The organism is Priestia sp. P1_B12_1 (assembly GCF_056406695.1).
Genome location: NZ_JBFTZR010000001.1, coordinates 793,673 through 820,043, shown reverse-complemented (window position 1 = coordinate 820,043; position 26,371 = coordinate 793,673). Strand labels below are relative to the sequence as shown.

The following is a 26,371-nucleotide window of genomic DNA, read 5'->3' as shown; positions in this document are numbered from 1 at the left end:
AGAATGAATTTTAAAGATTATATTACAATTGTACCTGACTGGCCAAAACCAGGTATTACATTTAAAGATATCTCAACATTAATGGACAATGGTGATGCATACCGTGCCGCAACGGATGAGATTGTAAAATATGCCAATGATAAACAAGTTGATATTATCGTAGGGCCAGAAGCTCGCGGATTTATCGTTGGTTGTCCAGTAGCATATGCGTTAGGTATCGGTTTTGCACCTGTTCGTAAAGAAGGAAAATTACCGCGTGAAGTAATCAAAGTAGATTACGGTTTAGAATACGGTAAAGACGTATTAACGATTCACAAAGATGCAATTAAGCCAGGTCAGCGCGTGTTGATTACAGATGATTTATTAGCAACAGGCGGTACAATTGAAGCGACAATTAAGCTTGTCGAAGAATTAGGCGGAATTGTTGTTGGAGCTGCGTTCTTAATTGAACTTTCTTACCTTGACGGCCGTGACAAACTAGACGGTTATGATGTATTCACATTAATGACGTATTAAGAAGAACGATCACATAAAAAAGAGTACCTGATACAGGTGCTCTTTTTTCGTTAAAAAACGTTAATACGTAAAATGGAAATGATGTAAATTTGATAAATTAAACGCAAAGGCTTTACATCCTTGGATTTTTTCAAGATAATAGTTACAATATGAATTAAAAATGCTAGTTGATAAAAGGTGATTTCATGGCAAATGAGCAAGTCCTAACAGCGGAACAGGTCATTGACAATACGAAGCGATATTTAAATGAAGAAGACGTGGCTTTTGTACAAAAAGCATATGATTTTGCAAAAGAAGCTCACAAAGAACAATATCGCAAGTCGGGTGAACCATATATTATCCACCCGATTCAAGTCGCAGGAATTTTAGTTGATCTAGATATGGATCCAGCAACAATTGCAGCTGGATTTCTACATGATGTGGTTGAAGATACAGAGATAACACTAAAAGATTTAGAAAAAGCTTTCAATGAAGAAGTAGCAATGTTAGTAGACGGCGTAACGAAACTGGGAAAAATTAAATATAAGTCTAAAGAAGAGCAGCAGGCTGAAAATCACCGCAAGATGTTTGTAGCAATGGCTCAAGATATTCGAGTCATACTGATCAAACTTGCGGATCGTCTTCATAACATGCGTACGCTAAAGCATTTACCGCAGGAAAAACAGCGACGCATTTCAAATGAAACGCTTGAAATTTTTGCTCCTCTTGCTCATCGTCTTGGTATTTCAAAAATTAAGTGGGAGCTTGAAGATACAGCTTTACGTTACTTAAATCCTCAGCAATATTATCGCATTGTAAATTTGATGAAGAAAAAGCGTGCGGAACGCGAGCAGTATTTGGCTGAAGTTATCGATGAAGTTCGAGAGCAAGTAGATGAAGTGTCGATTAAAGTTGAAATTTCAGGACGTCCAAAACATATTTATTCCATCTATCGTAAAATGGCACTGCAAAACAAGCAGTTTAATGAAATTTACGATTTACTAGCTGTGCGCATTATTGTAAATAGCATTAAAGACTGCTATGCGGTGTTAGGAATTATTCACACGTGCTGGAAGCCAATGCCAGGACGGTTCAAAGATTATATTGCAATGCCAAAACAAAATATGTACCAGTCTCTTCATACGACGGTTATCGGACCAAAAGGTGATCCGTTAGAAGTTCAAATTCGAACGTTTGACATGCACCAAATTGCTGAGTATGGAATTGCTGCTCACTGGGCTTACAAAGAGGGAAAAACAGCTGAGCATGCTTCATTTGAAGAAAAGTTGACGTGGTTTAGAGAAATTTTAGAATTTCAAAATGACGCAAACGATGCAGAAGAGTTTATGGAATCTCTAAAAGTTGATTTGTTTTCTGACATGGTTTACATTTTTACGCCAAAAGGCGACGTCATTGAGCTTCCTTCGGGTTCTGTTCCAATTGATTTTTCCTATCGTATTCATTCTGAAATCGGAAATAAAACCATTGGAGCAAAAGTCAACGGCAAGATGGTTACGCTTGATTACCGTTTGAAAACGGGGGACATTATCGAAATTTTGACGTCTAAGCATTCGTATGGTCCAAGCAAGGACTGGTTAAAGCTTGCTCAAACGTCTCAAGCCAAAAATAAAATTCGCCAATTCTTTAAAAAGCAAAGCCGCGATGAAAATATTGAAAAAGGCAAAGAGCTGGTTGAAAAAGAAATTCGTCAAATGGAGTTTGACTTAAAAGAAGTATTAACAGCTGATAATATCAAACGAGTAGCGGAGAAGTTTAATTTCTCAAACGAAGATGATATGTATGCAGCTATTGGGTATAACGGATTAACTGCGGCTCAAGTAGCTAATCGTTTAACCGAGAAGTGGAGAAAGCAGCGCGATCAAGAACAAGAGATCCAAATTGATGATATTGCACGCGACACTGCGGCCAAGCGTGTTCGCCAGCATAAGCGAAAAGATTCCGGGGTTATCGTACCGGGTGTAGAGAACATGCTGATTCGCTTGTCTAAATGCTGTAATCCAGTTCCTGGAGATGAGATTGTTGGTTTTATTACAAAGGGACGGGGAGTATCTGTTCATAGAGCAGATTGTTTAAACGTTCACACAGATGATGCTGAAAGCCGTCTTATTCCTGTAGAGTGGGAAACACATATTAAAGAAGGCAAAGAGTTTAATGTGGAAATTGAAATTTCAGGATACGACCGCAGAGGCTTACTAAATGAAGTTCTGCAGGTTGTAAACGAGACTAAAACGAATATTTCAGCCGTTTCAGGAAAATCGGACCGAAACAAAATGGCTACGATTCATATGTCAATTTCTATTCATAACATCAGTCACCTTCATAAAGTGGTTGAGCGCATTAAGCAGCTTCGAGACATTTATTCAGTTCGCCGAATTATGCATTAAGAAAGGTCGTTATACATGAGAGTAGTCGTACAAAGAGCAAAGAATGCAAAAGTAACTGTTGCAGGTGAGACGGTCGGTGAGATTAAGCAAGGGTATATGCTTTTAGTGGGCATTACCCATGACGATACTGAAGCTGATGCAGAGTATGTAGCAGATAAAATTGTGAATTTGCGAGTGTTTGATGATGAGTCTGGCAAAATGAATTTGTCGCTTCTAGATGTAGAAGGAGAAATTTTATCGGTATCTCAATTTACGCTTTACGGAGATTGCCGAAAAGGCAGAAGACCAAACTTTATGGGAGCTGCTAGGCCAGATCATGCTGTAACGCTTTACAACTATTTTAATAAAATATTATCAGAAAAAAATGTTCGAGTAGAGACCGGCGCATTTGGTGAAATGATGGACGTATCATTTACAAATGACGGACCGGTCACACTTATTGTAGAAAGCAAAGAAAAAACGCAGACTCACAGATGAGCCTGCGTTTTTTCTTTGCTTTGAAAGTAATGATTTAACCCTTCAGCGATAGCGGACGTCATCATTTGCTGATAACTGATGGAATTAATATACGTTTCTTCCCGTTCGTTGCTTAAAAAGCCCAGTTCAATTAATGTACTTGGACGTGTATTTTCGCGAAGAACATAATAGTTTCCAAAACGTTCTCCTTTGTCTTTCAATTTTGCATGATTAATAAGGGACTGATGAATAGAATGTGTGAGTGGACTGTCCTGATGCTGATGGTAATAATACGTCATAAGGCCAGTTAGCTGTGAGCTGTTCGTACTGTTGTAGTGAATGCTTATAAAAGCATCTGCTTTAGTCGATTGCAGCGTGCGCTGTGAAAGTAGAAGGTACTTATCATGGGTGCGGGTTAAAATGACGTGTGCGCCTTCTTTTTGAAGTTTGTTTTGTAAAATAAGTGCTGTTCGGAGAGTGAGGTCTTTTTCATATGTGCCCTGTGTGCCGATGGCTCCTTTGTCTTTTCCTCCATGGCCTGCATCAATAATAATTGTTTTGCCCTTTAGGTGCCGCAAGCTTTTACTCAGCGTATAAACAGGCTGGCGCTGCGCTACCTGCATGCTAGGCTGAACGCTGCTGAGCGCTACGGTTTTCGTGAATTTTTTAAACACCCATCCTTGAATATCCGAGCTTTCTACATAATACCAATCTCCTTGACGGTCTGAAACGGATAGTCTTGTATTCTTCGTCAATTTATTTGTAATTGAAAATGAACGTCCTGGACCGCTGCGTACATGAAGAGAGTCAGCTGTTACAATAATGGGTTGATGCACCGGTACATTTGGGCGCTCAAATGAGGACGAGCACAGTAACAAAAGGATACTTGCAGTCAAAACAGATACAGACTTCATGTTAAGATGGCGAATAGATAGACCTCCTTTTTATAACAAAATAGAGTATTCGATGAAAAGAAAAAAAATCCTTTCTCTTATGTAAAAACATCTTTTTTGGGCAATGCTAATAAAAGGATAAGTAAGTGTAGGCAGGGAGGAAGAAACAATGAAGTTTAGTGAAAAAGGTGAACAATCATTTCAGCAGGTAAATCCGGTATTTGGCATTCATTTTCATGATTTTATTGACAGAGAAAGTGAAGCTTCATCCCTTGAATTGGCTTCTGAATTTGGTTTAACGCTTCGAGATATTCAGAAACTAAGAAAACAATTAGACCGCTCTTAATATGAAAGGTGCTTGACAACTGCTCATTTCATTCGTAATATAGAAAGCAATTGCTAAATTAAAATGAATGTATAACATTTTTATATTGATAAGCCAAAGATCGAGAAAAGTAGTAAAGATGACACATGGCTAGAGAGGAAATGTCTTAGGCTGAAAGCATTTCTACATGATGACTTTATGAAAGAACACTCAGGAGGCTTCACTCTGAAAAGGGAAACTTAGTAGGAGATGAACGTGTTCGTGCGTTAACGAAATGAGTGGAAACATGTCATATGTTTCAATTAGGGTGGTACCACGTGAGATCAACTCTCGTCCCTACTATGGAAAAATAGTAGAGGCGAGAGTTTTTTTGTATTGTAAATTTTAAATATAGGAGGCATATCACGTTATGTCAGTTCAAATACCTAGAGGCACACAAGATATTTTACCGGGCAAAGTAGAATATTGGCAGTTTGTTGAACAGCGAGCAAGAGAAATCTGCCGTGCGTTCAACTACCAAGAAATTCGTACACCAATGTTTGAACACACTGAATTATTTTTGCGCGGAGTGGGAGAAACAACAGATATCGTGCAAAAAGAAATGTACACATTTAAAGATCGAGGTGACCGCAGCTTAACGCTTCGCCCAGAAGGAACAGCTGCAGTTGGACGATCATTTGTGTCAAATAAGATGTTTGGAAATCCAACGCAGCCAACCAAGCTGTTTTATATTGGCCCTATGTTTCGCTATGAACGACCTCAAGCGGGACGTTTCCGTCAATTCGTTCAGTTTGGTGTAGAAGCATTAGGGGTAAATGATCCAGCTATTGATGCTGAAGTTCTTGCCCTGTTAATGAGCTTTTACCAATCGCTTGGATTGAAAAAATTAAAGTTGGTTGTTAACAGTTTAGGAGATACAGAAAGTCGTCAAGCTCACCGTCAAGCGCTTATTGACCACTTTGCACCTCGCATTGGAGAGTTTTGCAGCGACTGCCAAAGCAGATTGGAGAAAAATCCTCTTCGTATTTTAGACTGTAAAAAAGATCGGGACCATGAACTGATGGCTACAGCGCCGTCTATTCTTGATTATTTAAATGACTATTCAAAAGAATATTTTGAAAAAGTACAGCAGTACTTAACCGATTTAGACATTGACTATGTTGTAGATCCGACGCTAGTACGCGGGTTAGATTATTATAATCACACAGCATTTGAACTAATGAGTGAAGCAGAAGGATTTGGCGCCATTACAACTCTTTGTGGCGGAGGCCGTTATAATGGGCTGATTCAAGAAATCGGCGGACCTGAAACACCGGGTATCGGATTCGCTTTAAGTATCGAACGCTTATTATCTGCATTGGAAGCAGAAGGAATTGAGCTTCCGGTAGAAACAGGCGTAGATTGCTATGTAGTAACTATGGGCGATGAAGCAAAAGAAAAATCCGTTTCAATTGTGAATACGCTTCGACGTGCAGGCTTTGTAGCCGATAAAGATTATCAAGATAAAAAAATGAAAGCTCAGTTTAAAGCAGCTGATCGTGTACAAGCAAAATTTGTTGTTGTTCTAGGTGAAGATGAGCTAGCAAAACAAGTTGTAAACGTAAAGAATATGGAATCTGGCGAACAGCAAGAAGTATCAATTGATCAATTGGTCAGCTATTTGCAAGAACAAGTATAAGGGGGAACCATGATGACAAAACGTTCATACTACTGTGGTGATGTAACAGAACAAGCAACTGGCGAAACAGTTCTATTAAAAGGATGGGTTCAAAAACGCCGTGATTTAGGGGGATTAATCTTTATTGATTTACGCGACCGCGGCGGAGTTGTACAGGTTGTATTTAATCCTGAAAAATCTGCTGAAGCGCTAAAAATTGCTGAAGATGTACGTAATGAATTCGTACTGGAAGTGCAAGGAACTGTTGTAGCTCGTGAAGAGGGAACCGTTAACCCGAACTTAAAAACAGGTAAAATTGAAGTTCACGCTGAGCAGATTACGGTATTAAACAAAGCCAAAACACCTCCTTTTGCTATTGCGGATCAAACGGAAGTATCAGAAGATGTTCGATTAAAATATCGTTATTTAGATCTTCGACGTTCTGAGATGTTTAACACGCTTAAAATGCGCAATGACATTACAAAAACAATTCGTGACTTCTTAGATCAAAATGACTTTTTAGATGTTGAAACACCTATTTTAACGAAAAGTACGCCAGAAGGCGCACGTGATTATCTTGTACCAAGCCGCGTGCACGAAGGGGAGTTTTATGCTCTTCCTCAATCACCGCAAATCTTCAAGCAGCTGCTAATGGTAAGCGGAGTTGAGCGTTATTATCAAATCGCTCGCTGCTTCCGTGATGAAGACTTGCGTGCAGATCGTCAGCCTGAATTTACTCAAATCGATATTGAAACATCATTTTTATCTCAAGAGGACATCATGACAATGACGGAAGAAATGATGTCTAAAGTAATGAAGCGTGTAAAAGATTTAGATATAACGACGCCTTTCCCGCGCATGTCATATGATGAAGCGATGAGTCGCTACGGTTCAGATAAGCCGGATACACGTTTTGAAATGGAGCTAGTCAACTTATCGGAGCTTGTGAAAGACTGCGGATTCAAAGTATTTAGCGCAGCAGTTGAAAACGGCGGAGAAGTAAAAGCCATTAACGTAAAAGGTGCCGCTTCTAGCTATTCACGTAAAGATATCGATGCTCTAACAGAGTTCGTGAAAATTTACGGTGCTAAAGGGTTAGCATGGCTGAAAGTTGAAGCTGACGGCTTAAAAGGACCGATTGCAAAATTCTTCAATGAAGATGAGCAAAAGCAATTTGCGGAAGCTCTTCAAACGGAAGAAGGAGATTTACTTTTATTTGTAGCTGATAAAAAGTCAGTTGTAGCAGATGCACTTGGCGCTCTTCGCCTAAAGCTTGCAAAAGAACAAGGAATTATTGATGAAACGAAATTTAACTTCCTATGGGTAACAGATTGGCCTCTTCTTGAGCATGACGAAGAAGACAACCGTTACTACGCGGCTCATCATCCATTCACAATGCCAGTTCGTGAAGATTTACCAATGTTAGAAAGCGATCCTGGACAAGTCCGTGCACAAGCATATGACTTAGTATTGAATGGCTACGAACTTGGCGGAGGATCTTTACGTATTTACGAGCGTGATATTCAAGAAAAAATGTTTAAAACGCTTGGATTTACATTAGAAGAAGCATATGAGCAGTTTGGTTTCTTACTTGAAGCATTTGAATACGGTACTCCTCCTCACGGCGGAATTGCGTTAGGTCTTGACCGTTTAGTTATGCTTCTAGCAGGACGCACAAACTTGCGTGATACAATTGCCTTCCCTAAAACAGCAAGTGCAAGCTGTCTATTAACAAATGCACCTGGTGAAGTAAGTGAAGCGCAATTAGACGAGCTGCATTTGCAGGTAAAAAAGCAAAAAACAGAAGCGTAATCGATTGAACCGTCTGTTAAATCGAGCCTGTCACGTTCCAGTGACAGGCTCGATTTTTTTGTTTTACTTATTAATTGCAAAGTGATTTTTTCTGTGATAAGATACTTTCAAGAACTAAATAGTCCTGATGTGTTCGTCCTTAATCCAGTTTTGACCGAACAATTTTTTGCTTGGGAGCTCGGAGTTTTTAACGAGCGTACATGCCTCATCTCGAGGACTTACAATGGTTAAAGCAGAGCACCCACCTGCCGAGAGCGGGTTCAAAACGAAGGCACTCGAGACGGCACGATCGGGACTAGCATACATATAAAAAATCCTCTATGTAATTATTTGCATAGAGTTTTTTTATGGATAAATAACGAATGCTCATGTTCGTTTTGCTAAAAATATGGTATAGTCAATTTCGTTGTTTATTTGAATTATTCATACACGTTAGTGTATTTAATAGAGGAGTGTTTTAACATGTTGCATCAGTTTTCGCGTAATGAACTGGCGATAGGAAAAGAAGGGCTAGCTACTTTAAAAGGCAGCACAGTTGCTATTTTAGGGATAGGAGGAGTAGGGTCGTTTTCTGCTGAGGCTTTGGCTAGGTCAGGAGTAGGGCGTTTAATTCTTGTAGATAAAGACGATGTTGATATTACAAACGTAAATCGTCAAATTCACGCGCTGCTTTCTACGGTAGGTCAGCCCAAGACAGAATTAATGAAACAGCGTATTTTAGATATTAACCCAGACTGTGACGTCGTTTCTCTTCAAATGTTTTATACGGAAGAAACGTATGAAGAGTTCTTTAGTTACGAACCGGACTTCGTAGTGGATGCATCCGATACGATTTCGTATAAAATTCATTTAATGAAAGAATGTTTAAAACGTGATATTCCGATTATTTCAAGTATGGGTGCTGCGAATAAAATGGATCCAACACGTTTCAAAATTGCAGACATTTCAAAGACACATACAGATCCGATTGCAAAAGTGGTTCGTACTCGTCTGCGTAAAGAAGGAATTCGCAAAGGAATTAACGTCGTTTTTTCTGATGAACGTCCAATCGTTATTCGCGAAGAAGTTCGCAAAGAAGTAGGAAACGATCAAGCGCAAATTCGAAAAGCGAAAATGCCCCCATCTTCTAATGCTTTTGTTCCATCTGTAGCAGGATTAATTATGGGCGGTCATGTTATCAATGAATTATTAACTGATATTAAGATTCGCCGCGTAGGTGATCAATAAAAAGAAGGCTATCGCAGCCTTCTTTTTTTTATGGAAATATCTGTTCTATTTATGCTTTGGATGGAATCTTCTGTTTGATATGTATAAAAAGTACTAATAAATTGAAAAATATGGCTTGATGGTGAATTTACATTGTATTAAAAAAAGAGATTTATGTAAATTTATTTAACGCTTTATTTACATAAAATTTACGTTTTGGCTTTCTTTCTTTTGTATCTTCTACAGTAATGTCCAGAAAGTCTTATATATCAAGGGTTTTAATAGAAATAAGAAAAAATAAACCCCAAATAAGTAAGTTTACAGTAACTTAAAATTCACTTCATATAAAGACAACAATCTACTCGTATAATGTGTCTTGTACCTGTTGTTCGAGTACAAAGGACTAGTACTAATTACACATATATTTATTGGAGGGTAATGTAATGAAAACAAAGGGTTTTAAAGTAACATTAGCAGCTTTTTTAATGGTAGGAGCACTAGCAGCATGTGGTAAAGACGGAGCAAGCAACGACAGTGGTTCGGGCAGCAAAGAAGAAGTGTCAGGTACGTTAACAGCAGCGGGATCTACAGCTTTACAACCACTTGCAGAAGAAGCAGCGAATGGAATTACTGAAAAATATCCAAACCTTTCAGTAACGGTACAAGGTGGAGGTAGTGGAACTGGTGTTAACCAAGTAGCATCAGGAGCAGTTGACATCGGAAACTCTGACGTTCCAGCAGCCGATAAAATCGAAGATAAATCAAAAGCAGATAAACTTGTCGATACGAAAGTAGCGGGCATTGGGTTCGCACTTGTTGTAAATAAAGATGTAAAAGTAGAATCGTTAACACAAGAGCAAATTCAAAAGATTTTCTCTGGTGAAATTAAAAACTGGAAAGAAGTTGGCGGAAACGACGAAAAAATTAACGTAATCAACCGTCCAGCATCATCTGGTACACGTGCTACATTCGAGAAAACATTAATGGGTGACGCAAAAGTAAATGACAGCGTTGGTACAGCTCAAGATTCAAACGGAGCGGTTGAGCAATCAGTAAACTCAACGCCAGGAGCAGTAAGTTACCTTGCTATGTCGTATTTAATTGGCGATAAAAAAGAAAGTCTAAAAATGCTTAATATTGATGGTGTGGAGCCAACAACAGAAAACATTGTTTCTAAAAAATATCCGTTTTGGTCTTATGAGTACATGATTACAAACGGTGAGCCAAAAGATGGTGCAAAAGAGTACATTGACTATGTAGCTGGTAAAGACTTTGCTAAGCAAGTAGAAGATATGGGATATATCCCAATGACTGAGTTCAAAAAATAAGAGTGTTTTTAAAAAGAATAGGGCTGACTAACACAGTCAGTCTTATTCTATTTGAATGTTAATAAAGTATATAGCGAATAAAAAGAAAAGCGAATATATACTGAATATGTAAGGAGACAGAGCGATGAAGGGGAAAAAATCCATTAATTATGTAAAAAGCGAATACATTGGCCGTACGCTTTCTACATTTTGCGGTATTTTAATTGTACTTGTTACGTTAGCTATTATCGTATTTATTTGTGAAAAAGGCATACAGTCATTTTTACAAAGTAATATATCAATCGGTGAAATGTTGACTTCAACAAAATGGAGCCCAAACAATAAAGAATACGGGGCACTTGTGTTTATCCTGGGTTCCATGCTTGTATCGATCGGAGCCGTTATTATAAGTGCTCCAATTGGAATTGCTATCGCCATTTTTAACAACTATATTTCGCCTAAATTTGGGTCAACGGTTTTACGACCGGTTTTAGAACTTTTAGTCGGAGTTCCTTCAGTGGTATACGGCCTTTTAGGGGTTACCATTTTAGTACCGCTTCTTCGCGATAACTTCGGCGGAGTGGGCTTTAGTTTGATTGCCGGAATTATTGTCTTAAGCGTCATGATTCTTCCGACAATTGCAAGTATTGCTGACGATGCAATTCGAAGCGTAGCACCTGAATATTTAGAAGCTTCTTATGGACTAGGTTCAACAAGATGGCAGGCAATTAGCCGAGTCATTATTCCATCTGCTAAAACAGGTATTTTAACAGGTATCGTGTTAGGGCTTGCCCGCGCATTCGGAGAAGCGCTAGCTGTTCAAATGGTTATCGGAAATACGGTTAAGCTTCCTGAAAGCTTATATAGCCCAACGGCAACATTAACAGGTATTTTAACAATGGATATGTCTAATACGCTAAACGGAACGGCATGGAATAACGCATTATGGACGTTAGCCATGATTTTACTGCTTATTTCTTTCGTGTTCATTTTAATTATCCGAGCAATTGGGAAACGAGGTGCTCATCAATGAGAAACAAAAATGCACGCACAGTAAATAATATATGGACAGGTATTTTTTATGGCATTGCCGCTCTAGTTGTGTTGCTATTAGTGTATTTAGTTGTTGAAATTATCGCTAAAGGCTGGGGATTTTGGGATCCGAACTTTTTATTTGGAAAGCCAAGCAATACGATGGCAGGAGGCGGTATCGGACCACAGCTGTTTAACTCGTTCTACATGCTTGTTTTAACGCTGATCATTTCTATTCCTCTTGGTTTAGGAGCCGGAATTTACTTAGCGGAGTACGCGAAGCAAGGTCGTTTTTTAAATTTCGTCCGCTTATGTATTGAAACAATGGCGTCATTACCGTCCATTGTAGTTGGTTTATTTGGATTATTAATTTTCGTCACATTTTCCGGCTGGGGCTATACGCTTATCGGCGGAGCACTTGTGATTACAATTTTGAATTTACCGGGTTTAACGCGCGTATGTGAAAGTGCGATTGCATCTGTTCCTGCGAGTGTAAAAGAAGCAAGTTTAGGTTTAGGTGCAACTAAATGGCAGACAATTGTCAAAGTCGTCATTCCATCAGCGATTCAACAAATTATCACAGGCGTTATTTTAACAGCGGGACGAATCTTTGGAGAGGCAGCTGCGTTGATTTATACGGCTGGCTTAACGACGCCGATGTTAAATTCAAATGCCGACTTAACAAGTCCTGTAAACCCGTTTAATATTTTTCGACCAGCAGAGACGCTTGCCGTTCACATTTGGAAATTAAACTCTGAAGGAATCGTACCTGATGCAAGATTGATTGCAACAAAGTCAGCTGCTATTCTAATCATTATGGTTCTGTTGTTTAACATAGTCGCTCGTTTAGTCGCTAAACTTTTAGACAGCTACTTTAAAGGTTCAACAAAAACGAAAAAACGAAAAGACGTTAAAAGTGCAGCTTAATAGATAAAGACAAAAAAGAAAATGGCTTTGAAACTGAGCAACAGTTTCAGCCATTTTCTTTTTTTAATGTCTCTAAACGATTGAAAACTTTTGAAAAGTATTTTTCTTGTCCATTTTGTTTAGGATGAAAATATTGTTTGTTTTTGATGCGATCCGGTAAATACTGTTGAAGGACCCATCCGTTATCAAAATCATGCGGGTATTGATATTCAACGCCTCGGCCAAGGTTCTCTGCTCCTTTGTAATGAGCATCCTTCAAATGAGGGGGAACGTCGCCGGACAGCCCTTTTTTAATATCGCTTATCGCTTCATCTAATGCTTTGTAAGCAGCGTTGGATTTCGGTGATAGGCAAAGCTCAATAACGGCGTTTGCAAGCGGGATACGTGCTTCTGGGAGTCCTAATCGCTCAGTTGCTTGAATGGCTGCGAGAGTTCTCATGCCGGCATCCGGATCAGCTAGTCCAATGTCTTCATAGGCAATGACTAAAAGGCGACGATTGATGCTGATCAAGTCTCCTGCTTCAATTAGCCGTCCCAAATAATGAAGAGCGGCATTTACGTCGCTGCCGCGAATCGATTTTTGAAAAGCCGATAATACATCATAGTGAGCGTCACCATTTTTATCATGTGAAAAATATTTTTGCTGCAGACATTCTTCTGCCGTTTGTAAGGTAATAACGATTTTACCATCGCTTTCGCCTGTTGATAAAACAGCCAGTTCCAGAGCATTCAAAGCCGAGCGCACGTCACCGTTACAGCTGTTGGCAAAGTGGTTCATGGCGTCATCTTCTATGATAATTTTTCTATCCCCAAATCCGTTGGATGAGTCGTTGAGTGCCCTTGTTAGCGCCATTTTGATATCATCTGGCGTAAGAGATTTTAATTCGAAGATTTGGCATCTGCTTCGAATAGCAGGATTAATTGCGTGATAAGGGTTACTTGTTGTCGCTCCGATTAGAATGATCATGCCATTTTCTAAATAAGGAAGCAAAAAGTCTTGCTTGGCTTTGTCAAGGCGATGAACTTCATCTAACAGGAGAATTACTTTGCCTGACATTTTGGCTTCTTCGGCGACAATTTCCATATCTTTTTTATTGTTTACAACGGCATTCAACTGACGAAACGCCGTGTTGGTTGTTTTTGCAATAGCTGTGGCAATTGTTGTTTTTCCAACGCCTGGAGGTCCATATAAAATCATCGAGCTTAAGTGATTTGCTTTTACCATTCGATAAATCATTTTATCTTTGCCAACTAAATGCTGCTGTCCGATAACATCATCTAAATGAGTCGGACGCATTCGAAATGCGAGAGGTTTTGTAGCCATATTTTTCTCCTTTCTTTTCTTTCACTGTATCATAAGAGGTGAATAGGTGGTGGAAATTTATCTTATAGGCATAGTATGTTATAATATCAACAGTTACATTTGCAAGAAATGCGTATAGAGAAGTTCATATAGCTTAGTAAAAAACGACTCATCACAGTATTCAGTGACAACGTGAGGGTCTTATTTTTTTCATAAATAAAAAAAGTGTATTGAAGGAGTGTATCGTATGAAAATTTCAACAAAAGGACGCTACGGTTTAACGATTATGATTGAGCTTGCGAAGCGCTTTGGCGAAGGTCCTATCTCGCTTAAAACTATTGCTCAAACGCATGACTTATCTGAACATTATTTAGAGCAGCTTATTTCACCGCTGCGTAACGCTGGGCTTGTAAAAAGCGTGCGCGGAGCTTATGGAGGTTACATCTTAGCACATGAACCTGCTAACATTACTTCTGGAGATATTATTTCTGTTTTAGAAGGTCCTATTAGTCCTGTAGAAGGAATTGAAGATGAAGAGCCTGCAAAACGCGAGCTGTGGATTCGTATTCGAGATGCGGTTAAAGAAGTGCTAGATAGTACAACGCTTGAAGATTTAGCAAATCATTCTGATGATGATCAAGCGTCTTATATGTTTTATATTTAATAATGAGCTAGGAGGCGTTTATTTTGGAACGTATTTATGTTGATCATGCAGCAACGTCTCCAATACATCCAGCAGTCGTTGAGAAAATGACGACTTTTATGCATGAGTACTTTGGAAATCCGTCTAGTATTCATCACTACGGGCGGGAAAGTCGACGCTATTTAGACGAAGCTCGCCAAACGATTGCAGCAAGTATTGGAGCACACGAAAATGAACTGATTTTTACAAGTGGTGGGACAGAAGCAGATAATATGGCACTGATCGGAGTAGCTCTTGCAAACCGCCATAAAGGAAATCATATTATTACCACGCAAATTGAACACCACGCTGTGCTTCATACGTGTGAATATTTAGAAACACAGGGCTTTGAAGTGACTTACTTGCCAGTTAATGAGTACGGACAAGTATCTGTGGATGAAATAAAATCAGCCCTGACCGATCAAACAATTCTTGTGTCGGTGATGTTTGGAAATAATGAAGTAGGTGCTATTCAGCCAATTGGAGAAATTGGAGTTCTATTAAAAGAGCATGGAGCATATTTCCATACGGATGCAGTGCAAGCTTATGGATTAATTCCGTTAAATGTGCAACAATTAGGTGTCGATCTTTTATCCGTTTCGGCTCATAAAATTAACGGACCAAAAGGGATGGGCTTTTTATATGCAGCTGCTCACGTTTCACTGTCTCCTTTGCTATTTGGAGGAGAACAAGAGCGCAAACGACGAGCTGGAACTGAGAACATGACAAGTATTGTCGGGTTTGAAGAAGCTGTGAAAATTTCGCAACAAACGCTGCAAACACGTGCAGATGAATATAGAAGATACAAAGAAATAATGGTAGCTGTGTTGAAAGAAGAAGGTATTTCGTTTGAAATTAACGGACATCTTGAAAATGCTCTGCCACATGTGTTAAATTTATCATTTCCAAAAACAAATGTTGAATCGATGCTCGTAAATTTAGACTTAGCAGGAATTGCGGCATCGAGCGGTTCAGCTTGCACAGCGGGAGCAATCGATCCTTCTCATGTGCTTGTAGCTATGTTTGGAAAAGGGTCTGAACGTTTAACAACTTCTATTCGATTTAGCTTTGGCTTAGGAAACTCAGCTGAGCAAATTGAAAAAACCGCACGTCAAACAGCAAACATCGTTAAGCGACTAACGATGTAAATAGCAGCCATCAGTAGGGTCTTCATCCCTCACTGATGGTTTGTGTCGTTTCTTTCGCTTTTTAGCGAACAATTTAATTAAAATGAAGAAAACGGAGGTGGCGAAGTTGACAAAATCACCTAAAGATACACGTGTGGTAGTCGGAATGAGCGGAGGCGTTGATTCATCTGTAGCAGCTCTTTTATTAAAACAACAAGGATACGATGTGATCGGAATCTTTATGAAAAACTGGGACGATACGGACGAAAACGGCGTTTGTACTGCGACTGAAGATTATAACGATGTTATTCGCGTATGTAATCAAATTGGTATTCCCTACTATGCAGTCAACTTTGAAAAACAATATTGGGATAAAGTATTTACCTACTTTTTAGATGAATATAAAGCAGGTCGTACACCGAATCCTGATGTAATGTGTAATAAAGAAATTAAATTCAAAGCCTTTTTAGAGCATGCAATGACGCTAGGAGCAGATTATCTAGCGACAGGACATTATGCACGCGTTGCGTACCGCGACGGGGAGTATAAAATGCTTCGAGGCGTAGATGGAAATAAAGATCAAACGTATTTCTTAAATCAATTAGGACAAGATCAGCTTTCCAAAGTAATGTTCCCGATTGGTGAAATTGAGAAATCAAAAGTGCGTGAAATTGCAAAAGAAGCAGGCCTTGCTACAGCAACGAAAAAAGACAGCACAGGTATTTGCTTTATTGGTGAACGCAACTTCAAAGAATTTTTAAGTCAGTATCTTCCTGCTCAGCCAGGTGTAATGCAAACGCTTGACGGCGAAGTGAAAGGCAAGCATGACGGTCTCATGTACTATACAATTGGCCAACGCCATGGTTTAGGTATTGGCGGCAGCGGTGAACCTTGGTTTGTAGTCGGAAAAGATTTAGAAAAAAATGTTTTGTACGTCGATCAAGGTTTTCACAATGAGTTGCTCTATTCTACATCTCTTACAGCAACCAATGTCAGCTGGGTAAGCGACCTTGACTGGTCGTCACCAATGACGTGTACAGCAAAATTCCGCTATCGTCAAACCGATTCAGCAGTAACTGTTGAAAAAGTCGATGATGATACAATTAAGGTTATTTTTGCTGAACCTGTTCGCGCAATTACGCCAGGTCAAGCAGTTGTGTTTTACAAAGACGATGAATGTCTTGGCGGAGCAACAATTGACAAAGTATTTCAAGAAGAAGAGCAAATCTGGTACGTATAATTCATATAAGCAAGAACGAAAAACCTCGGCCGTATATAGCTGAGGTTTTTCTATGATATACTTTACTTATTGGGTAAACTAATAACTTACATATTGTAGATTTTCATGATGTGAAAATCTTTTAAATCATAACTAAAACAGTGGAGTGAACGAAAAAATGACAGATAAAAATCAGCTAGGAATCCAGTATATGCAGGAAGGGAAATTTGAAGAGGCTGCTAAAACATTTTCAGAAGCAATTGAAGATAATCCAAAAGATCCAATTGTGTATGTGAATTTTGGCAATTTGTTAGCGGCTGTTAGTGAGATGGATCGTGCTTTGAAATTTTATGAACGTGCGATTGAATTAGATGAAGAAACGGCAACAGCGTATTACGGAGCAGGAAATATTTATTTTAATGCAGAGCAGCTTGAGCAGGCAAAGCACTACTTTGATTTAGCAATCAAAAAAGGCTTAGACTCATCCGATGCGTACTTTATGCTTGGTTTAACGCTGTTTCATATGGAAGAAATTCGTTTCGCGATGCCTTATCTTCAGCGGGCGGTAGAACTAAACGAACATGATGTAGAAGCAAAATTTCAGTACGGTCTTTGTTTAGCACAGCTCGAAATGGTAGATGAAGCAATTGCTGAATTTCTTAAGGTAGTCAATCAAGAGCCAGAACATGCCGATGCTTTTTATAATTTAGGCGTAGCTTATGCTATGAAAGATGACAAAGACAAGGCGATTGAGATGTTAGATGAAGCTTTAAACGTGCAGCCAGATCACGTAATGGCAGCAAATGCCAAACAAGTGCTGTCTACATTAGAACATTAAGAAAGCGGGTAAAGGAAGGATAACATGAACGAAGAACAAGTGAACCCTTCACAGCCAGAACGTCATTATATAAGCGGCACGTCGATTGTAACGGTCTTTCATAACGAAGAAAACTTATATAACGTTACGCGGATACGGATCAAAAAAACAAATTTAGAGATTGAAGATAAAGAAACGGTCGTTACAGGCTATTTTCCTAAGCTGAATGAAGATGAAGTATACACGTTTTACGGAGACTTCAAAGAGCATCCAAAGTTTGGTCTGCAGTTTCATGTTGAACAGTTTAAAAAAGAACTTCCGCAATCAAGGCAAGGGGTTGTTCAGTACCTGTCTAGCGATTTATTTCACGGCATCGGTAAAAAAACCGCTGAAAACATTGTGGACGCCCTAGGAGAACGCGCTATTTTTCGTATTTTGCAAAATGAGTCTGTGCTAAAAGAGGTTCCGAGGCTTTCAGCCGACAAGGCAGAAGCTTTAGTCACGCAGCTTCGTGAACATCAAGGGTTAGAAGAAGTAATGGTAAAGCTGACAGACCTCGGGTTTGGACCGCAGCTTTCGATGAAGATTTTCCAAGCGTATAAACAAGAAGCGCTTGAAATTGTTCAAAATAATCCTTATCAGCTCGTAGAAGATATTCAAGGTATTGGTTTTAGCAGGGCCGATGAACTTGGAAAGAGGCTTGGTATGGCAACCAATCATCCTGATCGTTTGCGCGCAGGTATTTTATACGTCATTGAGCAAGAATGCAATCAAATGGGGCATGTATACGTTACGGCAGACCAGCTGTATGGAAAAACAGCAGAGCTTCTTCGGAAAAGCAGGCATGAGAATCTGTCTGAAATGGATCTTACAAGAGAAGTGGACGCATTAAAAGCAGATAAAAAGCTTATCATCCAAGACGAAAAAATTTATTTTCCTCCCCTTTTCTATGCTGAAAAAGGGCTGGTTAAAGCTATTCAAAAAATTATGGCTCAAACGCAGTACGAAGAGCAGTTTCCGGAATCAGAATTTTTATTGGCTCTGGGTGAACTAGAAGAGCGGTTAGACGTCCAATATGCACCGTCTCAGCGCAAGGGTATACAAACCGCTTTAATGTCTCCAATGCTTCTCTTAACAGGTGGACCAGGTACAGGAAAAACAACGGTTATTAAAGGAATAGTCGAACTTTATGCAGAACTTCACGGATGTTCGTTAAATCCAGGGGACTATAAAAAAGATGAGGCTTTTCCTGTTTTACTTGTGGCACCTACGGGACGAGCTGCTAAACGAATGAGCGAAGCGACGGGACTTCCGGCAGTTACGATTCACCGATTATTAAAATGGAACGGACAAGAAGGATTTGATCATAATGAGGAAAATCCAATTGACGGAAAATTACTGATTGTAGATGAAGTATCAATGGTAGATTTGTGGCTCGCTCATCAGCTGTTTAAATCTCTTCCTGCTAATTTACAGGTTATTTTAGTTGGAGACGAAGACCAGCTTCCTTCAGTAGGTCCGGGACAGGTATTAAAAGATTTACTGAGTTCCGAAGTAGTTCCTACCGTCCGTCTGACAGATGTATACAGGCAAGCGGAAGGATCGTCAATTATTGATTTGGCTCATGAAATAAAAAAAGGAAAGCTTCCGGAAGACTTATCGAGGCAGCAAGTAGATCGTTCCTTTATTCGTTGTCAAGGACAGCACATTACGAACGTTGTGCAACAAGTTTGCGGGAATGCGTTAAAAAAAGGCTATACGGCTAAAGATATTCAAGTTTTAGCTCCTATGTATAAAGGTCCTGCAGGGATTGATAAACTGAATGAAGTTCTTCAGGAATTATTTAACCCGGCTTCTGAGCAAAGAAGAGAGCTTAAGCACGGAGATATTACGTACCGAGTCGGAGATAAAGTGCTGCAGCTTGTAAATCAGCCGGATAGCAACGTATTTAACGGAGATATGGGAGAAATCGTTTCGGTTTTCTTTGCCAAAGAAAATACGGAAAAACAGGATATGCTGGTTATTTCATATGAAGGAAATGAAGTAACTTACACAAAGCAAGACTTTAATCAAATAACTCATGCATACTGCTGTTCCATTCATAAATCACAGGGAAGTGAATTTCCCATTGTTGTGCTTCCAATTGTTAAAAGCTATTACCGGATGCTGCGACGCAATTTACTTTATACCGCCGTTACGCGAAGCAAACAGTTTTTAATTTTATGCGGAGAAGACGAAGCGTTTCAGCTTGGGGTTAGCCGAAATGAAGACAGCGTTCGCCAAACGAATTTACAGCCGCTGCTTCGAGAAAGCTTGGATAACGACATAGAAGATCCCGAAATTCCATTTATGAAAGATGCAAATATTGGGATGGAAAACGTTACGCCGTATGATTTCATGTAACCTTTCGCATGCTAACAAAGAGTTAAATAAACTCCTTTGTTGCCATCCTTCTTTGCTAATTGTCAGAAAATAAAGTATGGACATGGAAAGAAGTGGACATAATGCGTTTATATAAGTAGAACGTATAAAGAGGTGTCGACTTTGTTTAAATGTCCAAACTGTAAAAGTATTGACGTTGGCAAAATTGGTGTAAATCAGTATTACTGCTGGAATTGTTTTATTGAAATGACTATTTCAAAAGGACAAATTAATACTCACCAAGTAGAAGAAGATGGAACATTGAGCTCGCTTGATGATTTATTCTCAGACGACGAGCGCACAATCAATTTCTAATTCTTTTTTACCGGGAGGAAGAGCAATGGGCAGAATCATTCCGTCAGTAGTCGCTTTCGGTCTTGGAGCTTATGCATTTAAAATGGCAGATGATCGAGAGATGTTTACAAAAAGAAATATGAAAAAAATGCGTAAACGTATGATGAAAGCTATTCACTAATAAAAAAAGCACTATTGCACTGAGCTGCAATAGTGCTTTTTTGCAGGCAGAAGAGACAACTGCATGTATAAACTCCTTTCTTTATCAAAAAATAGAAGAGAGGAGGAGTTTACGTTGAAAGATAGTTCATTCAAATGGTTCTATAGATTCGGACTGCTGTTATTAGCGCTGCTGTGCATATTAGTCTTTTTTAAAGTCCAGTTTTTATGGCTTCCTGTTATTTACATGTTTTTAAAAGCACTGCTGCCTTTTTTTATTGCAGCATTCATTACATATTTACTTCATCCGCTTATTGAAAAAACGCATGATAAAGGCGTGCCTCGTCCTCTAGCTATTTTACTGATCTACATCATCTTTTTTGGAGGAATTGGGTTTGGAGCCTATAAGTCGTATCCTATTTTTGTGGAACAAGTAAAAGATTTAAACGAACAGCTGCCTCATTTTACGAATACATATAGACATTGGGTAGAATCGATTCATGATCGTACAACTTCACTTCCAAACGGTGTACATGAGAAAATTGAAGGCAGCATTGATGATGTAGAGGCTACGCTCAACGTGTGGCTTACAAAAGTGGCGGAAGGATTAAAGTCATTGATTACCTCTTTTTTGATTTTAATCATTATTCCATTTATTGTTTTTTATATGCTGAAGGATTTTTCCTCTATTAAGAAAGCAACAGCTTATGTCACGCCTAAAAAGTGGCACAAACCAGGCGAACGTTTTTTATCGGATGTGAATGAATCACTCGGCAATTACATTAGAGGGCAATTTTTTGTTTGTCTCATTATTGGTGTGATTGCCACAGCGGCACTGTGGTTCTTTCATGTGCCTTATGCACTTCTTTTAGGCTTCATTATTGGCGTAACGAATATCATCCCTTATTTTGGCCCGATTATTGGTGCGGTTCCAGCGGCTATTATTGCAGCCACAATCTCGATAAAGTTGGTTATTACCATTGTCATTATAATCTTTGTGCTGCAGTTTCTAGAGGGAAATGTGCTGTCTCCGCTTATCGTAGGAAAGAGCCTTCATATTCATCCTTTGTTTATCATGCTTGCGCTCCTTTTAGGAGGAGAATTTGGAGGAGTATTGGGTCTCATTTTGGCTGTGCCAATTTTAGCAGTCATTAAAATATCTATTTTGCATATCCGCTCTTATACGCTCAAACATTGACAAAGAGCGGTTAATTTGTCATAATATCGCCATAAGAAAACGCTACATATTTTAAACACAATGATGGATCGAGTACGTTGCACACTAGTTTTTAGAGAAGGGCTTCCTTGGCTGAAAGAAGCGCTAAACAAAGAGCAGCGGAACGCTAGTCCAGAGTGCAGGCTAAAACCTGCCGTGTCAGCAACGTTAACGCTATGAAGGTGATAAATGCTTTTGGCATTTATAATCAGGGTGGTACCGCGAGTTCAACTCTCGTCCCTGCTACAGGGATGAGAGTTTTTTTGTGTGCAAATAACTAGTAATTGCTTTTGTACACAGAGAAAATAGATGCTTTTATGTCATCATTTTTTTGTCTATAAATAAGAAGAGTATTAAAGGAGGACCAATCATGAAAAAACTGACGTCAGCACAAGTTCGTCAAATGTATTTAGATTTCTTTAAAGAAAAAGGCCATGATGTAGAACCAAGCGCATCTTTAGTTCCGCATGAAGACCCGTCTTTATTATGGATTAACAGTGGAGTAGCTACATTAAAAAAATATTTTGATGGTCGTGTTATTCCTCAAAATCCGCGTATTTGTAACGCACAAAAATCCATTCGTACAAACGATATCGAAAACGTAGGTAAAACGGCTCGCCATCATACGTTTTTTGAAATGCTTGGTAATTTCTCTATCGGTGATTATTTCAAAGAAGAAGCCATCCAATGGGCATGGGAATTTTTAACGAGCGATAAATGGATTGGATTCGACGCAGATAAGCTATCTGTAACAGTTCACCCCGAAGATGAAGAAGCATTTAAGATTTGGAATGAAAAAATGGGCGTGCCTAAAGAGCGCATCATTCGTTTAGAAGGTAATTTCTGGGATATTGGAGAAGGTCCGAGTGGTCCAAATACAGAGATCTTTTATGATCGCGGAGAAGCATATGGAAATGACCTAACTGATCCGGAATTATATCCAGGTGGAGAAAATGAGCGTTATTTAGAAATTTGGAACCTTGTATTTTCTCAATTTAATCACAATCCTGATGGCACGTACACGCCGCTTCCAAAGAAAAACATCGATACGGGAATGGGCTTAGAGCGTATGGTTTCTGTTATTCAAGACGTGCAAACAAACTTTGATACAGATTTGTTTATGCCAATTATTGAAGCAACAGAAAACATTTCAGGCGCTAAATATCGTACAAATGATGAGCAAGATACGGCATTTAAAGTTATTGCTGACCATATTCGTACGGTAACATTTGCTGTAGGTGATGGTGCGCTTCCTTCAAATGAAGGTCGTGGGTATGTGCTGCGCCGTTTGTTACGCCGAGCAGTTCGCTATGCTAAAAAGCTAAACATTAATCGTCCGTTCATGTACGAGCTAGTGCCGGTAGTAGGTGAAATCATGGTTGATTTCTATCCCGAAGTAAAGGAAAAAACGGATTTTATCCAGCGCGTAGTAAAAAATGAAGAAGAGCGTTTTCACGAAACGTTAAATGACGGACTAGCTATTTTGGGAACCGTTATTAAAAAAGAAAAAGCGCAAAACAGTGATATGGTACAAGGCGAAGATGTTTTCCGTTTATATGACACGTATGGATTCCCTGTTGAATTAACGGAAGAATATGCAGAAGATGAGAACATGAAAATTGATCATGCAGGTTTTGAACGCGAAATGGAAGCACAGCGTGAGCGTGCACGTGCTGCTCGTCAAGATTCTAGCTCTATGCAAGTTCAAGGCGGCGTACTTGGTGAAGTAACTGTTGCAAGTGAGTTTGTTGGTTATGATAAAAATGAAGTAGAAACAGTTGTTGAAGCAATTATTGTAGACGGTGAGCTTGTTGACCGCGCTGAAGCTGGAACAGAAGCGCAAGTCATCTTAAGCCACACGCCATTCTACGCAGAAAGCGGCGGTCAAATTGCGGACCAAGGTACGATTCAAAGTGCTTCAGGAACAGCGGAAGTAAAAGACGTTCAAAAAGCGCCAAACGGCCAAAATGTCCAAACGGTAGCTGTAACAAACGGTGAGCTTGTAAAAGGTGAAACATATACGGCGGGGCTTGATGAAGAAAACCGCAGTGCGATTGTGAAAAACCATACGGCAACACATTTATTGCATCAAGCATTAAAAGATACGTTAGGAACGCATGTTAATCAAGCGGGTTCTTTAGTAACAGCGGATCGCTTGCGCTTTGACTTCTCTCACTTTGGTCAAGTGACACAAGAAGAGCTTGAGAAAATTGAACAAATCGTTAATGAAAAGATTTGGGACAGTATCTCTGTACAAATTGAAAACAAAGCAATTGACGAAGCAAAAGCGATGGGTGCAATGGCGCTATTTGGTGAGAAATACGGAGATATCGTGCGCGTAGTACAAGTAGGCGACTACAGCTTAGAATTATGTGGTGGATGTCACGTGCCAAATACGTCTGTTATCGGTTTATTTAAAATTGTATCAGAATCGGGAATCGGTGCAGGTACTCGACGCATTGAAGCTGTAACTGGAAAAGCTGCCTATCAGTTAATGAACGATCAAGTAGGCTTACTAAAAGAAGCTGCGGCAAAAGTAAAATCCAATCCGCGTGATTTAGTAGGGCGCGTTGAAGGATTACTAGAAGAAATTCGTAATCTTCAGCGTGAAAATGATTCACTATCTACAAAGCTTGGCAATATTGAAGCTGGCAATCTCGTTGACCGCGTACAAAACATTAATGGTGTGAATGTCCTAGCAGCGAAAGTGAATGCAACGGATATGAATAACCTTCGTGCAATGGTTGACGATTTAAAACAAAAATTAGAATCCGCTGTGATCGTATTAGCTTCTCCACAAGGTGAAAAGGTAAATATTATTGCAGGTGTAACAAAAGATTTAATTGCTAAAGGCCATCACGCTGGCAAACTTGTTAAAGAAGTAGCGACGATTTGCGGCGGAGGCGGAGGCGGACGCCCTGACATGGCGCAAGCTGGAGGAAAAGACGCTAGCCAAATTGAAAAAGCACTTGGCACTGTAGAAGAATGGGTTAAATCCGTTTAATTCTCCTCTTTCTTGGTGTACAATATAAATAAGACTTAGCATAGTGCACAATGTGTTCACAAATTAAGAGAGTGAGGTGGGACCGTGAGTTCATTTGATAAAACCATGCAATTTAATTTTCAAGATGAGCCAGCTGAAACAAACGTACATGAAGTATTGTTTACGGTTTATGACGCACTGCAAGAAAAAGGCTACAACCCAATCAACCAAATCGTTGGGTATTTGTTATCAGGAGACCCTGCTTACATTCCTCGTCATAACGATGCGAGAAACACAATTCGCCAGTTAGAGCGAGACGAGCTCATTGAAGAACTTGTTAAATCTTATTTACAACAGCATCGAAAGGATTCATAAATGCGCGTATTAGGATTAGATGTAGGAACCAAAACAATTGGTGTGGCAGTTAGTGATGAAATGGGATGGACAGCGCAAGGAATTGAAACAATTAAAATTGCAGATGAGCAGATGGAGCAATCATATCCTCGTTTACAGCAGCTAATTGACGAATATTCCGTAGAGAAAATCGTAGTGGGTCTTCCTAAAAATATGAATGGTACGATTGGCCCTCGAGGCGAAGCGTGCATTGAGTTTGCTGACAACGTCAAAGAAAAACTTAACATTGAAACGATGATGTGGGACGAGCGCTTGTCGACGATGGCAGCAGAGCGAGTACTGCTGTCTGCCGATGTAAGCCGTAAGAAACGCAAAAAAGTAATCGATAAAATGGCAGCTGTTATGATTCTTCAAGGATACTTAGACAGCAAGCAGTAAGAAAAGCAGCAGGCTTTGCCTCAGCTGAAAAGTTATGAATTTCCCTTTTGCATATTCTTTTGTACGTAAAAGGGAAGTGAAATAACTGAACGGCTTGCTTTTCGCTGAAGAAAAAGTTAAGCTAAGAGCTTACAATATAAAATGAGGTGCAAACATGAGCGTAGAAGAAAATAAAATTACAATCGTCGATGAGAATGGAAATGAGCAGCTATGCGAAATTTTATTCACATTTGATTCTGATCAATATAACAAATCATATGTAATTTACTATCCAATCGGAGCAGACCAAGATGATGAAGAGGAAATTGAAATTCATGCATCTGCTTTCACACCAAGTGAAGATGGTCAAGACGGTGAGCTTCAACCGATTGAAACAGAAGAAGAGTGGGACATGGTTGAGGAAATGGTTAATACATTCCTTGACGAAGAAGGCGAATAATTATAGTGAAAAAGCTGATGACAATCGTTATCAGCTTTTTTTTACATAGCGGCTGTTCTTTTTAGATATAAAAAGGTTTTTCCTTGCATTCTTAGGGCAGATTGTATGATAATGACGAAAAATAAGATAAATTGTAGTATAATAATTCCTGCGTGTGAGAGTGCATTTTAATAAAAGAATTCATTGTTTGAACGGATGAAACTAGACTTTGGGCAGACAATAACATAAATCATGGAAAAATTTTAGAAGAGGCGAGAGTTTAAGGAAGCGATACCATCTCACACCTATAGGCGATACGAATGAATCGCAATCTCATGTCTCCTCTCTGTTTATACTTATAAAAAATCAAGAAGAAAAGAGGTGAAACTGGTTGTATCTTCTTTTACAGAAGTAGATTTAACCAG

General features: G+C 39.3%; 24 protein-coding genes, 1 other RNA gene and 2 other annotated features. Of the genes, 23 read left to right on the top strand and 2 right to left on the bottom strand.

Features of this window, described 5'->3' with window-relative positions:
- The first annotated feature begins 3 nt into the window (after positions 1-3).
- The 3 genes from AC1D0Y_RS04315 (at position 4) to dtd (ending at position 3,377) form a co-directional block, all read left to right on the top strand.
- A complete protein-coding gene (locus tag AC1D0Y_RS04315; protein WP_013059309.1) occupies positions 4-516 on the top strand; it encodes an adenine phosphoribosyltransferase in 513 nt (170 codons plus the stop codon).
- Positions 517-701: 185 nt separating this feature from the next.
- Positions 702-2,900, top strand: a complete 2,199-nt coding sequence (locus AC1D0Y_RS04310; RefSeq protein ID WP_013059308.1) for a RelA/SpoT family protein — start codon at positions 702-704, stop codon at positions 2,898-2,900.
- A gap of 15 nt (positions 2,901-2,915) precedes the next feature.
- Positions 2,916-3,377, top strand: coding sequence for a D-aminoacyl-tRNA deacylase (gene dtd, locus AC1D0Y_RS04305; protein WP_028410584.1), 462 nt, complete (start codon positions 2,916-2,918; stop codon positions 3,375-3,377).
- Here dtd and AC1D0Y_RS04300 read toward each other — a convergent pair.
- A complete protein-coding gene (locus tag AC1D0Y_RS04300; protein ID WP_231504553.1) occupies positions 3,368-4,252 on the bottom strand; it encodes an N-acetylmuramoyl-L-alanine amidase family protein in 885 nt (294 codons plus the stop codon). The two genes, dtd and AC1D0Y_RS04300, sit on opposite strands and share 10 nt — an antisense overlap.
- Before the next feature lie 166 nt (positions 4,253-4,418).
- On the opposite strand from AC1D0Y_RS04300, the gene AC1D0Y_RS04295 reads away from it, so the two are divergent.
- From AC1D0Y_RS04295 to pstA, 8 genes are all read left to right on the top strand, one after another.
- Positions 4,419-4,595, top strand: coding sequence for a hypothetical protein (locus tag AC1D0Y_RS04295; RefSeq protein ID WP_013059305.1), 177 nt, complete (start codon positions 4,419-4,421; stop codon positions 4,593-4,595).
- 87 nt (positions 4,596-4,682) lie between these two features.
- Positions 4,683-4,915, top strand: a binding site (T-box leader).
- 68 nt (positions 4,916-4,983) lie between these two features.
- Positions 4,984-6,252: a histidine--tRNA ligase gene (gene hisS, locus AC1D0Y_RS04290; RefSeq protein ID WP_028410586.1), complete on the top strand. Its 1,269-nt coding sequence runs from the start codon at positions 4,984-4,986 to the stop codon at positions 6,250-6,252.
- A gap of 12 nt (positions 6,253-6,264) precedes the next feature.
- Positions 6,265-8,043 (top strand): aspartate--tRNA ligase, encoded by a 1,779-nt coding sequence (gene aspS, locus AC1D0Y_RS04285; protein WP_028410587.1) that lies wholly within the window; start codon positions 6,265-6,267, stop codon positions 8,041-8,043.
- A gap of 118 nt (positions 8,044-8,161) precedes the next feature.
- A non-coding RNA gene (ssrS, locus tag AC1D0Y_RS04280) (6S RNA) lies at positions 8,162-8,343 on the top strand.
- Between the two features lie 162 nt (positions 8,344-8,505).
- Entirely contained in the window at positions 8,506-9,270 is a 765-nt protein-coding gene (locus AC1D0Y_RS04275) for a tRNA threonylcarbamoyladenosine dehydratase (protein ID WP_028410588.1), read from the top strand.
- Positions 9,271-9,692: 422 nt separating this feature from the next.
- A complete protein-coding gene (locus AC1D0Y_RS04270; RefSeq protein ID WP_028410589.1) occupies positions 9,693-10,577 on the top strand; it encodes a phosphate ABC transporter substrate-binding protein PstS family protein in 885 nt (294 codons plus the stop codon).
- A gap of 124 nt (positions 10,578-10,701) precedes the next feature.
- A complete protein-coding gene (gene pstC, locus AC1D0Y_RS04265; protein WP_013059300.1) occupies positions 10,702-11,589 on the top strand; it encodes a phosphate ABC transporter permease subunit PstC in 888 nt (295 codons plus the stop codon).
- Positions 11,586-12,515 carry a phosphate ABC transporter permease PstA gene (pstA, locus tag AC1D0Y_RS04260; RefSeq protein ID WP_028410590.1) on the top strand — a complete coding sequence of 310 codons (930 nt, stop codon included), beginning with the start codon at positions 11,586-11,588 and terminating at the stop codon, positions 12,513-12,515. Before pstC ends, pstA begins: the two co-directional genes overlap by 4 nt.
- A 46-nt stretch (positions 12,516-12,561) precedes the next feature.
- On the opposite strand, the gene AC1D0Y_RS04255 is transcribed toward pstA, so the two are convergent.
- On the bottom strand, positions 12,562-13,839 hold the full coding sequence (locus AC1D0Y_RS04255) for a replication-associated recombination protein A (protein ID WP_028410591.1): 1,278 nt from the start codon (positions 13,837-13,839) through the stop codon (positions 12,562-12,564).
- 226 nt (positions 13,840-14,065) lie between these two features.
- On the opposite strand from AC1D0Y_RS04255, the gene cymR reads away from it, so the two are divergent.
- The 12 genes from cymR to AC1D0Y_RS04195 all read left to right on the top strand — a co-directional run bounded on the left by cymR (position 14,066) and on the right by AC1D0Y_RS04195 (position 25,967).
- A complete protein-coding gene (cymR, locus tag AC1D0Y_RS04250; protein ID WP_013059297.1) occupies positions 14,066-14,482 on the top strand; it encodes a cysteine metabolism transcriptional regulator CymR in 417 nt (138 codons plus the stop codon).
- Positions 14,483-14,505: 23 nt separating this feature from the next.
- Complete coding sequence (locus tag AC1D0Y_RS04245) at positions 14,506-15,648, top strand: cysteine desulfurase family protein (protein ID WP_028411684.1); 1,143 nt, start codon at positions 14,506-14,508, stop codon at positions 15,646-15,648.
- 106 nt (positions 15,649-15,754) lie between these two features.
- Positions 15,755-16,867, top strand: coding sequence for a tRNA 2-thiouridine(34) synthase MnmA (mnmA, locus tag AC1D0Y_RS04240; protein WP_028410593.1), 1,113 nt, complete (start codon positions 15,755-15,757; stop codon positions 16,865-16,867).
- A gap of 157 nt (positions 16,868-17,024) precedes the next feature.
- Positions 17,025-17,684, top strand: coding sequence for a tetratricopeptide repeat protein (locus tag AC1D0Y_RS04235; protein ID WP_013085089.1), 660 nt, complete (start codon positions 17,025-17,027; stop codon positions 17,682-17,684).
- A gap of 24 nt (positions 17,685-17,708) precedes the next feature.
- Entirely contained in the window at positions 17,709-20,066 is a 2,358-nt protein-coding gene (gene recD2 / locus AC1D0Y_RS04230; RefSeq protein WP_477707354.1) for an SF1B family DNA helicase RecD2, read from the top strand.
- Positions 20,067-20,207: 141 nt separating this feature from the next.
- A complete protein-coding gene (locus AC1D0Y_RS04225; protein WP_013059292.1) occupies positions 20,208-20,399 on the top strand; it encodes a hypothetical protein in 192 nt (63 codons plus the stop codon).
- A 25-nt stretch (positions 20,400-20,424) separates the two neighbouring features.
- Positions 20,425-20,559, top strand: a complete 135-nt coding sequence (locus tag AC1D0Y_RS04220; protein WP_013059291.1) for a YrzQ family protein — start codon at positions 20,425-20,427, stop codon at positions 20,557-20,559.
- A 114-nt stretch (positions 20,560-20,673) separates the two neighbouring features.
- Positions 20,674-21,735 carry an AI-2E family transporter gene (locus tag AC1D0Y_RS04215; protein ID WP_013059290.1) on the top strand — a complete coding sequence of 354 codons (1,062 nt, stop codon included), beginning with the start codon at positions 20,674-20,676 and terminating at the stop codon, positions 21,733-21,735.
- A 51-nt stretch (positions 21,736-21,786) separates the two neighbouring features.
- Positions 21,787-21,998, top strand: a binding site (T-box leader).
- A 125-nt stretch (positions 21,999-22,123) separates the two neighbouring features.
- The gene (alaS, locus tag AC1D0Y_RS04210; protein WP_028410594.1) at positions 22,124-24,757 is read left to right on the top strand and encodes an alanine--tRNA ligase; all 2,634 of its coding nucleotides are present in this window, start codon (positions 22,124-22,126) and stop codon (positions 24,755-24,757) included.
- A gap of 84 nt (positions 24,758-24,841) precedes the next feature.
- A complete protein-coding gene (locus AC1D0Y_RS04205; RefSeq protein WP_013059287.1) occupies positions 24,842-25,111 on the top strand; it encodes an IreB family regulatory phosphoprotein in 270 nt (89 codons plus the stop codon).
- Positions 25,112-25,528 (top strand): Holliday junction resolvase RuvX, encoded by a 417-nt coding sequence (gene ruvX, locus AC1D0Y_RS04200; RefSeq protein WP_013059286.1) that lies wholly within the window; start codon positions 25,112-25,114, stop codon positions 25,526-25,528.
- 154 nt (positions 25,529-25,682) lie between these two features.
- Positions 25,683-25,967 carry a DUF1292 domain-containing protein gene (locus AC1D0Y_RS04195; protein ID WP_013059285.1) on the top strand — a complete coding sequence of 95 codons (285 nt, stop codon included), beginning with the start codon at positions 25,683-25,685 and terminating at the stop codon, positions 25,965-25,967.
- Positions 25,968-26,371: the final 404 nt, after the last annotated feature.

Excerpts from the sequence above, each read along its gene's own strand:
- AC1D0Y_RS04315 (WP_013059309.1), top strand. The coding sequence starts at position 4 with ATGAATTTTAAAGATTATATTACAATTGTACCTGACTGGCCAAAACCA.
- AC1D0Y_RS04310 (WP_013059308.1), top strand. The coding sequence starts at position 702 with ATGGCAAATGAGCAAGTCCTAACAGCGGAACAGGTCATTGACAATACG.
- dtd (WP_028410584.1), top strand. The coding sequence starts at position 2,916 with ATGAGAGTAGTCGTACAAAGAGCAAAGAATGCAAAAGTAACTGTTGCA.
- AC1D0Y_RS04295 (WP_013059305.1), top strand. The coding sequence starts at position 4,419 with ATGAAGTTTAGTGAAAAAGGTGAACAATCATTTCAGCAGGTAAATCCG.
- hisS (WP_028410586.1), top strand. The coding sequence starts at position 4,984 with ATGTCAGTTCAAATACCTAGAGGCACACAAGATATTTTACCGGGCAAA.
- aspS (WP_028410587.1), top strand. The coding sequence starts at position 6,265 with ATGACAAAACGTTCATACTACTGTGGTGATGTAACAGAACAAGCAACT.
- AC1D0Y_RS04275 (WP_028410588.1), top strand. The coding sequence starts at position 8,506 with ATGTTGCATCAGTTTTCGCGTAATGAACTGGCGATAGGAAAAGAAGGG.
- AC1D0Y_RS04270 (WP_028410589.1), top strand. The coding sequence starts at position 9,693 with ATGAAAACAAAGGGTTTTAAAGTAACATTAGCAGCTTTTTTAATGGTA.
- pstC (WP_013059300.1), top strand. The coding sequence starts at position 10,702 with ATGAAGGGGAAAAAATCCATTAATTATGTAAAAAGCGAATACATTGGC.
- pstA (WP_028410590.1), top strand. The coding sequence starts at position 11,586 with ATGAGAAACAAAAATGCACGCACAGTAAATAATATATGGACAGGTATT.
- AC1D0Y_RS04255 (WP_028410591.1), bottom strand. The coding sequence starts at position 13,839 with ATGGCTACAAAACCTCTCGCATTTCGAATGCGTCCGACTCATTTAGAT.
- cymR (WP_013059297.1), top strand. The coding sequence starts at position 14,066 with ATGAAAATTTCAACAAAAGGACGCTACGGTTTAACGATTATGATTGAG.
- AC1D0Y_RS04235 (WP_013085089.1), top strand. The coding sequence starts at position 17,025 with ATGACAGATAAAAATCAGCTAGGAATCCAGTATATGCAGGAAGGGAAA.
- recD2 (WP_477707354.1), top strand. The coding sequence starts at position 17,709 with ATGAACGAAGAACAAGTGAACCCTTCACAGCCAGAACGTCATTATATA.
- AC1D0Y_RS04220 (WP_013059291.1), top strand. The coding sequence starts at position 20,425 with ATGGGCAGAATCATTCCGTCAGTAGTCGCTTTCGGTCTTGGAGCTTAT.
- alaS (WP_028410594.1), top strand. The coding sequence starts at position 22,124 with ATGAAAAAACTGACGTCAGCACAAGTTCGTCAAATGTATTTAGATTTC.
- ruvX (WP_013059286.1), top strand. The coding sequence starts at position 25,112 with ATGCGCGTATTAGGATTAGATGTAGGAACCAAAACAATTGGTGTGGCA.
- AC1D0Y_RS04195 (WP_013059285.1), top strand. The coding sequence starts at position 25,683 with ATGAGCGTAGAAGAAAATAAAATTACAATCGTCGATGAGAATGGAAAT.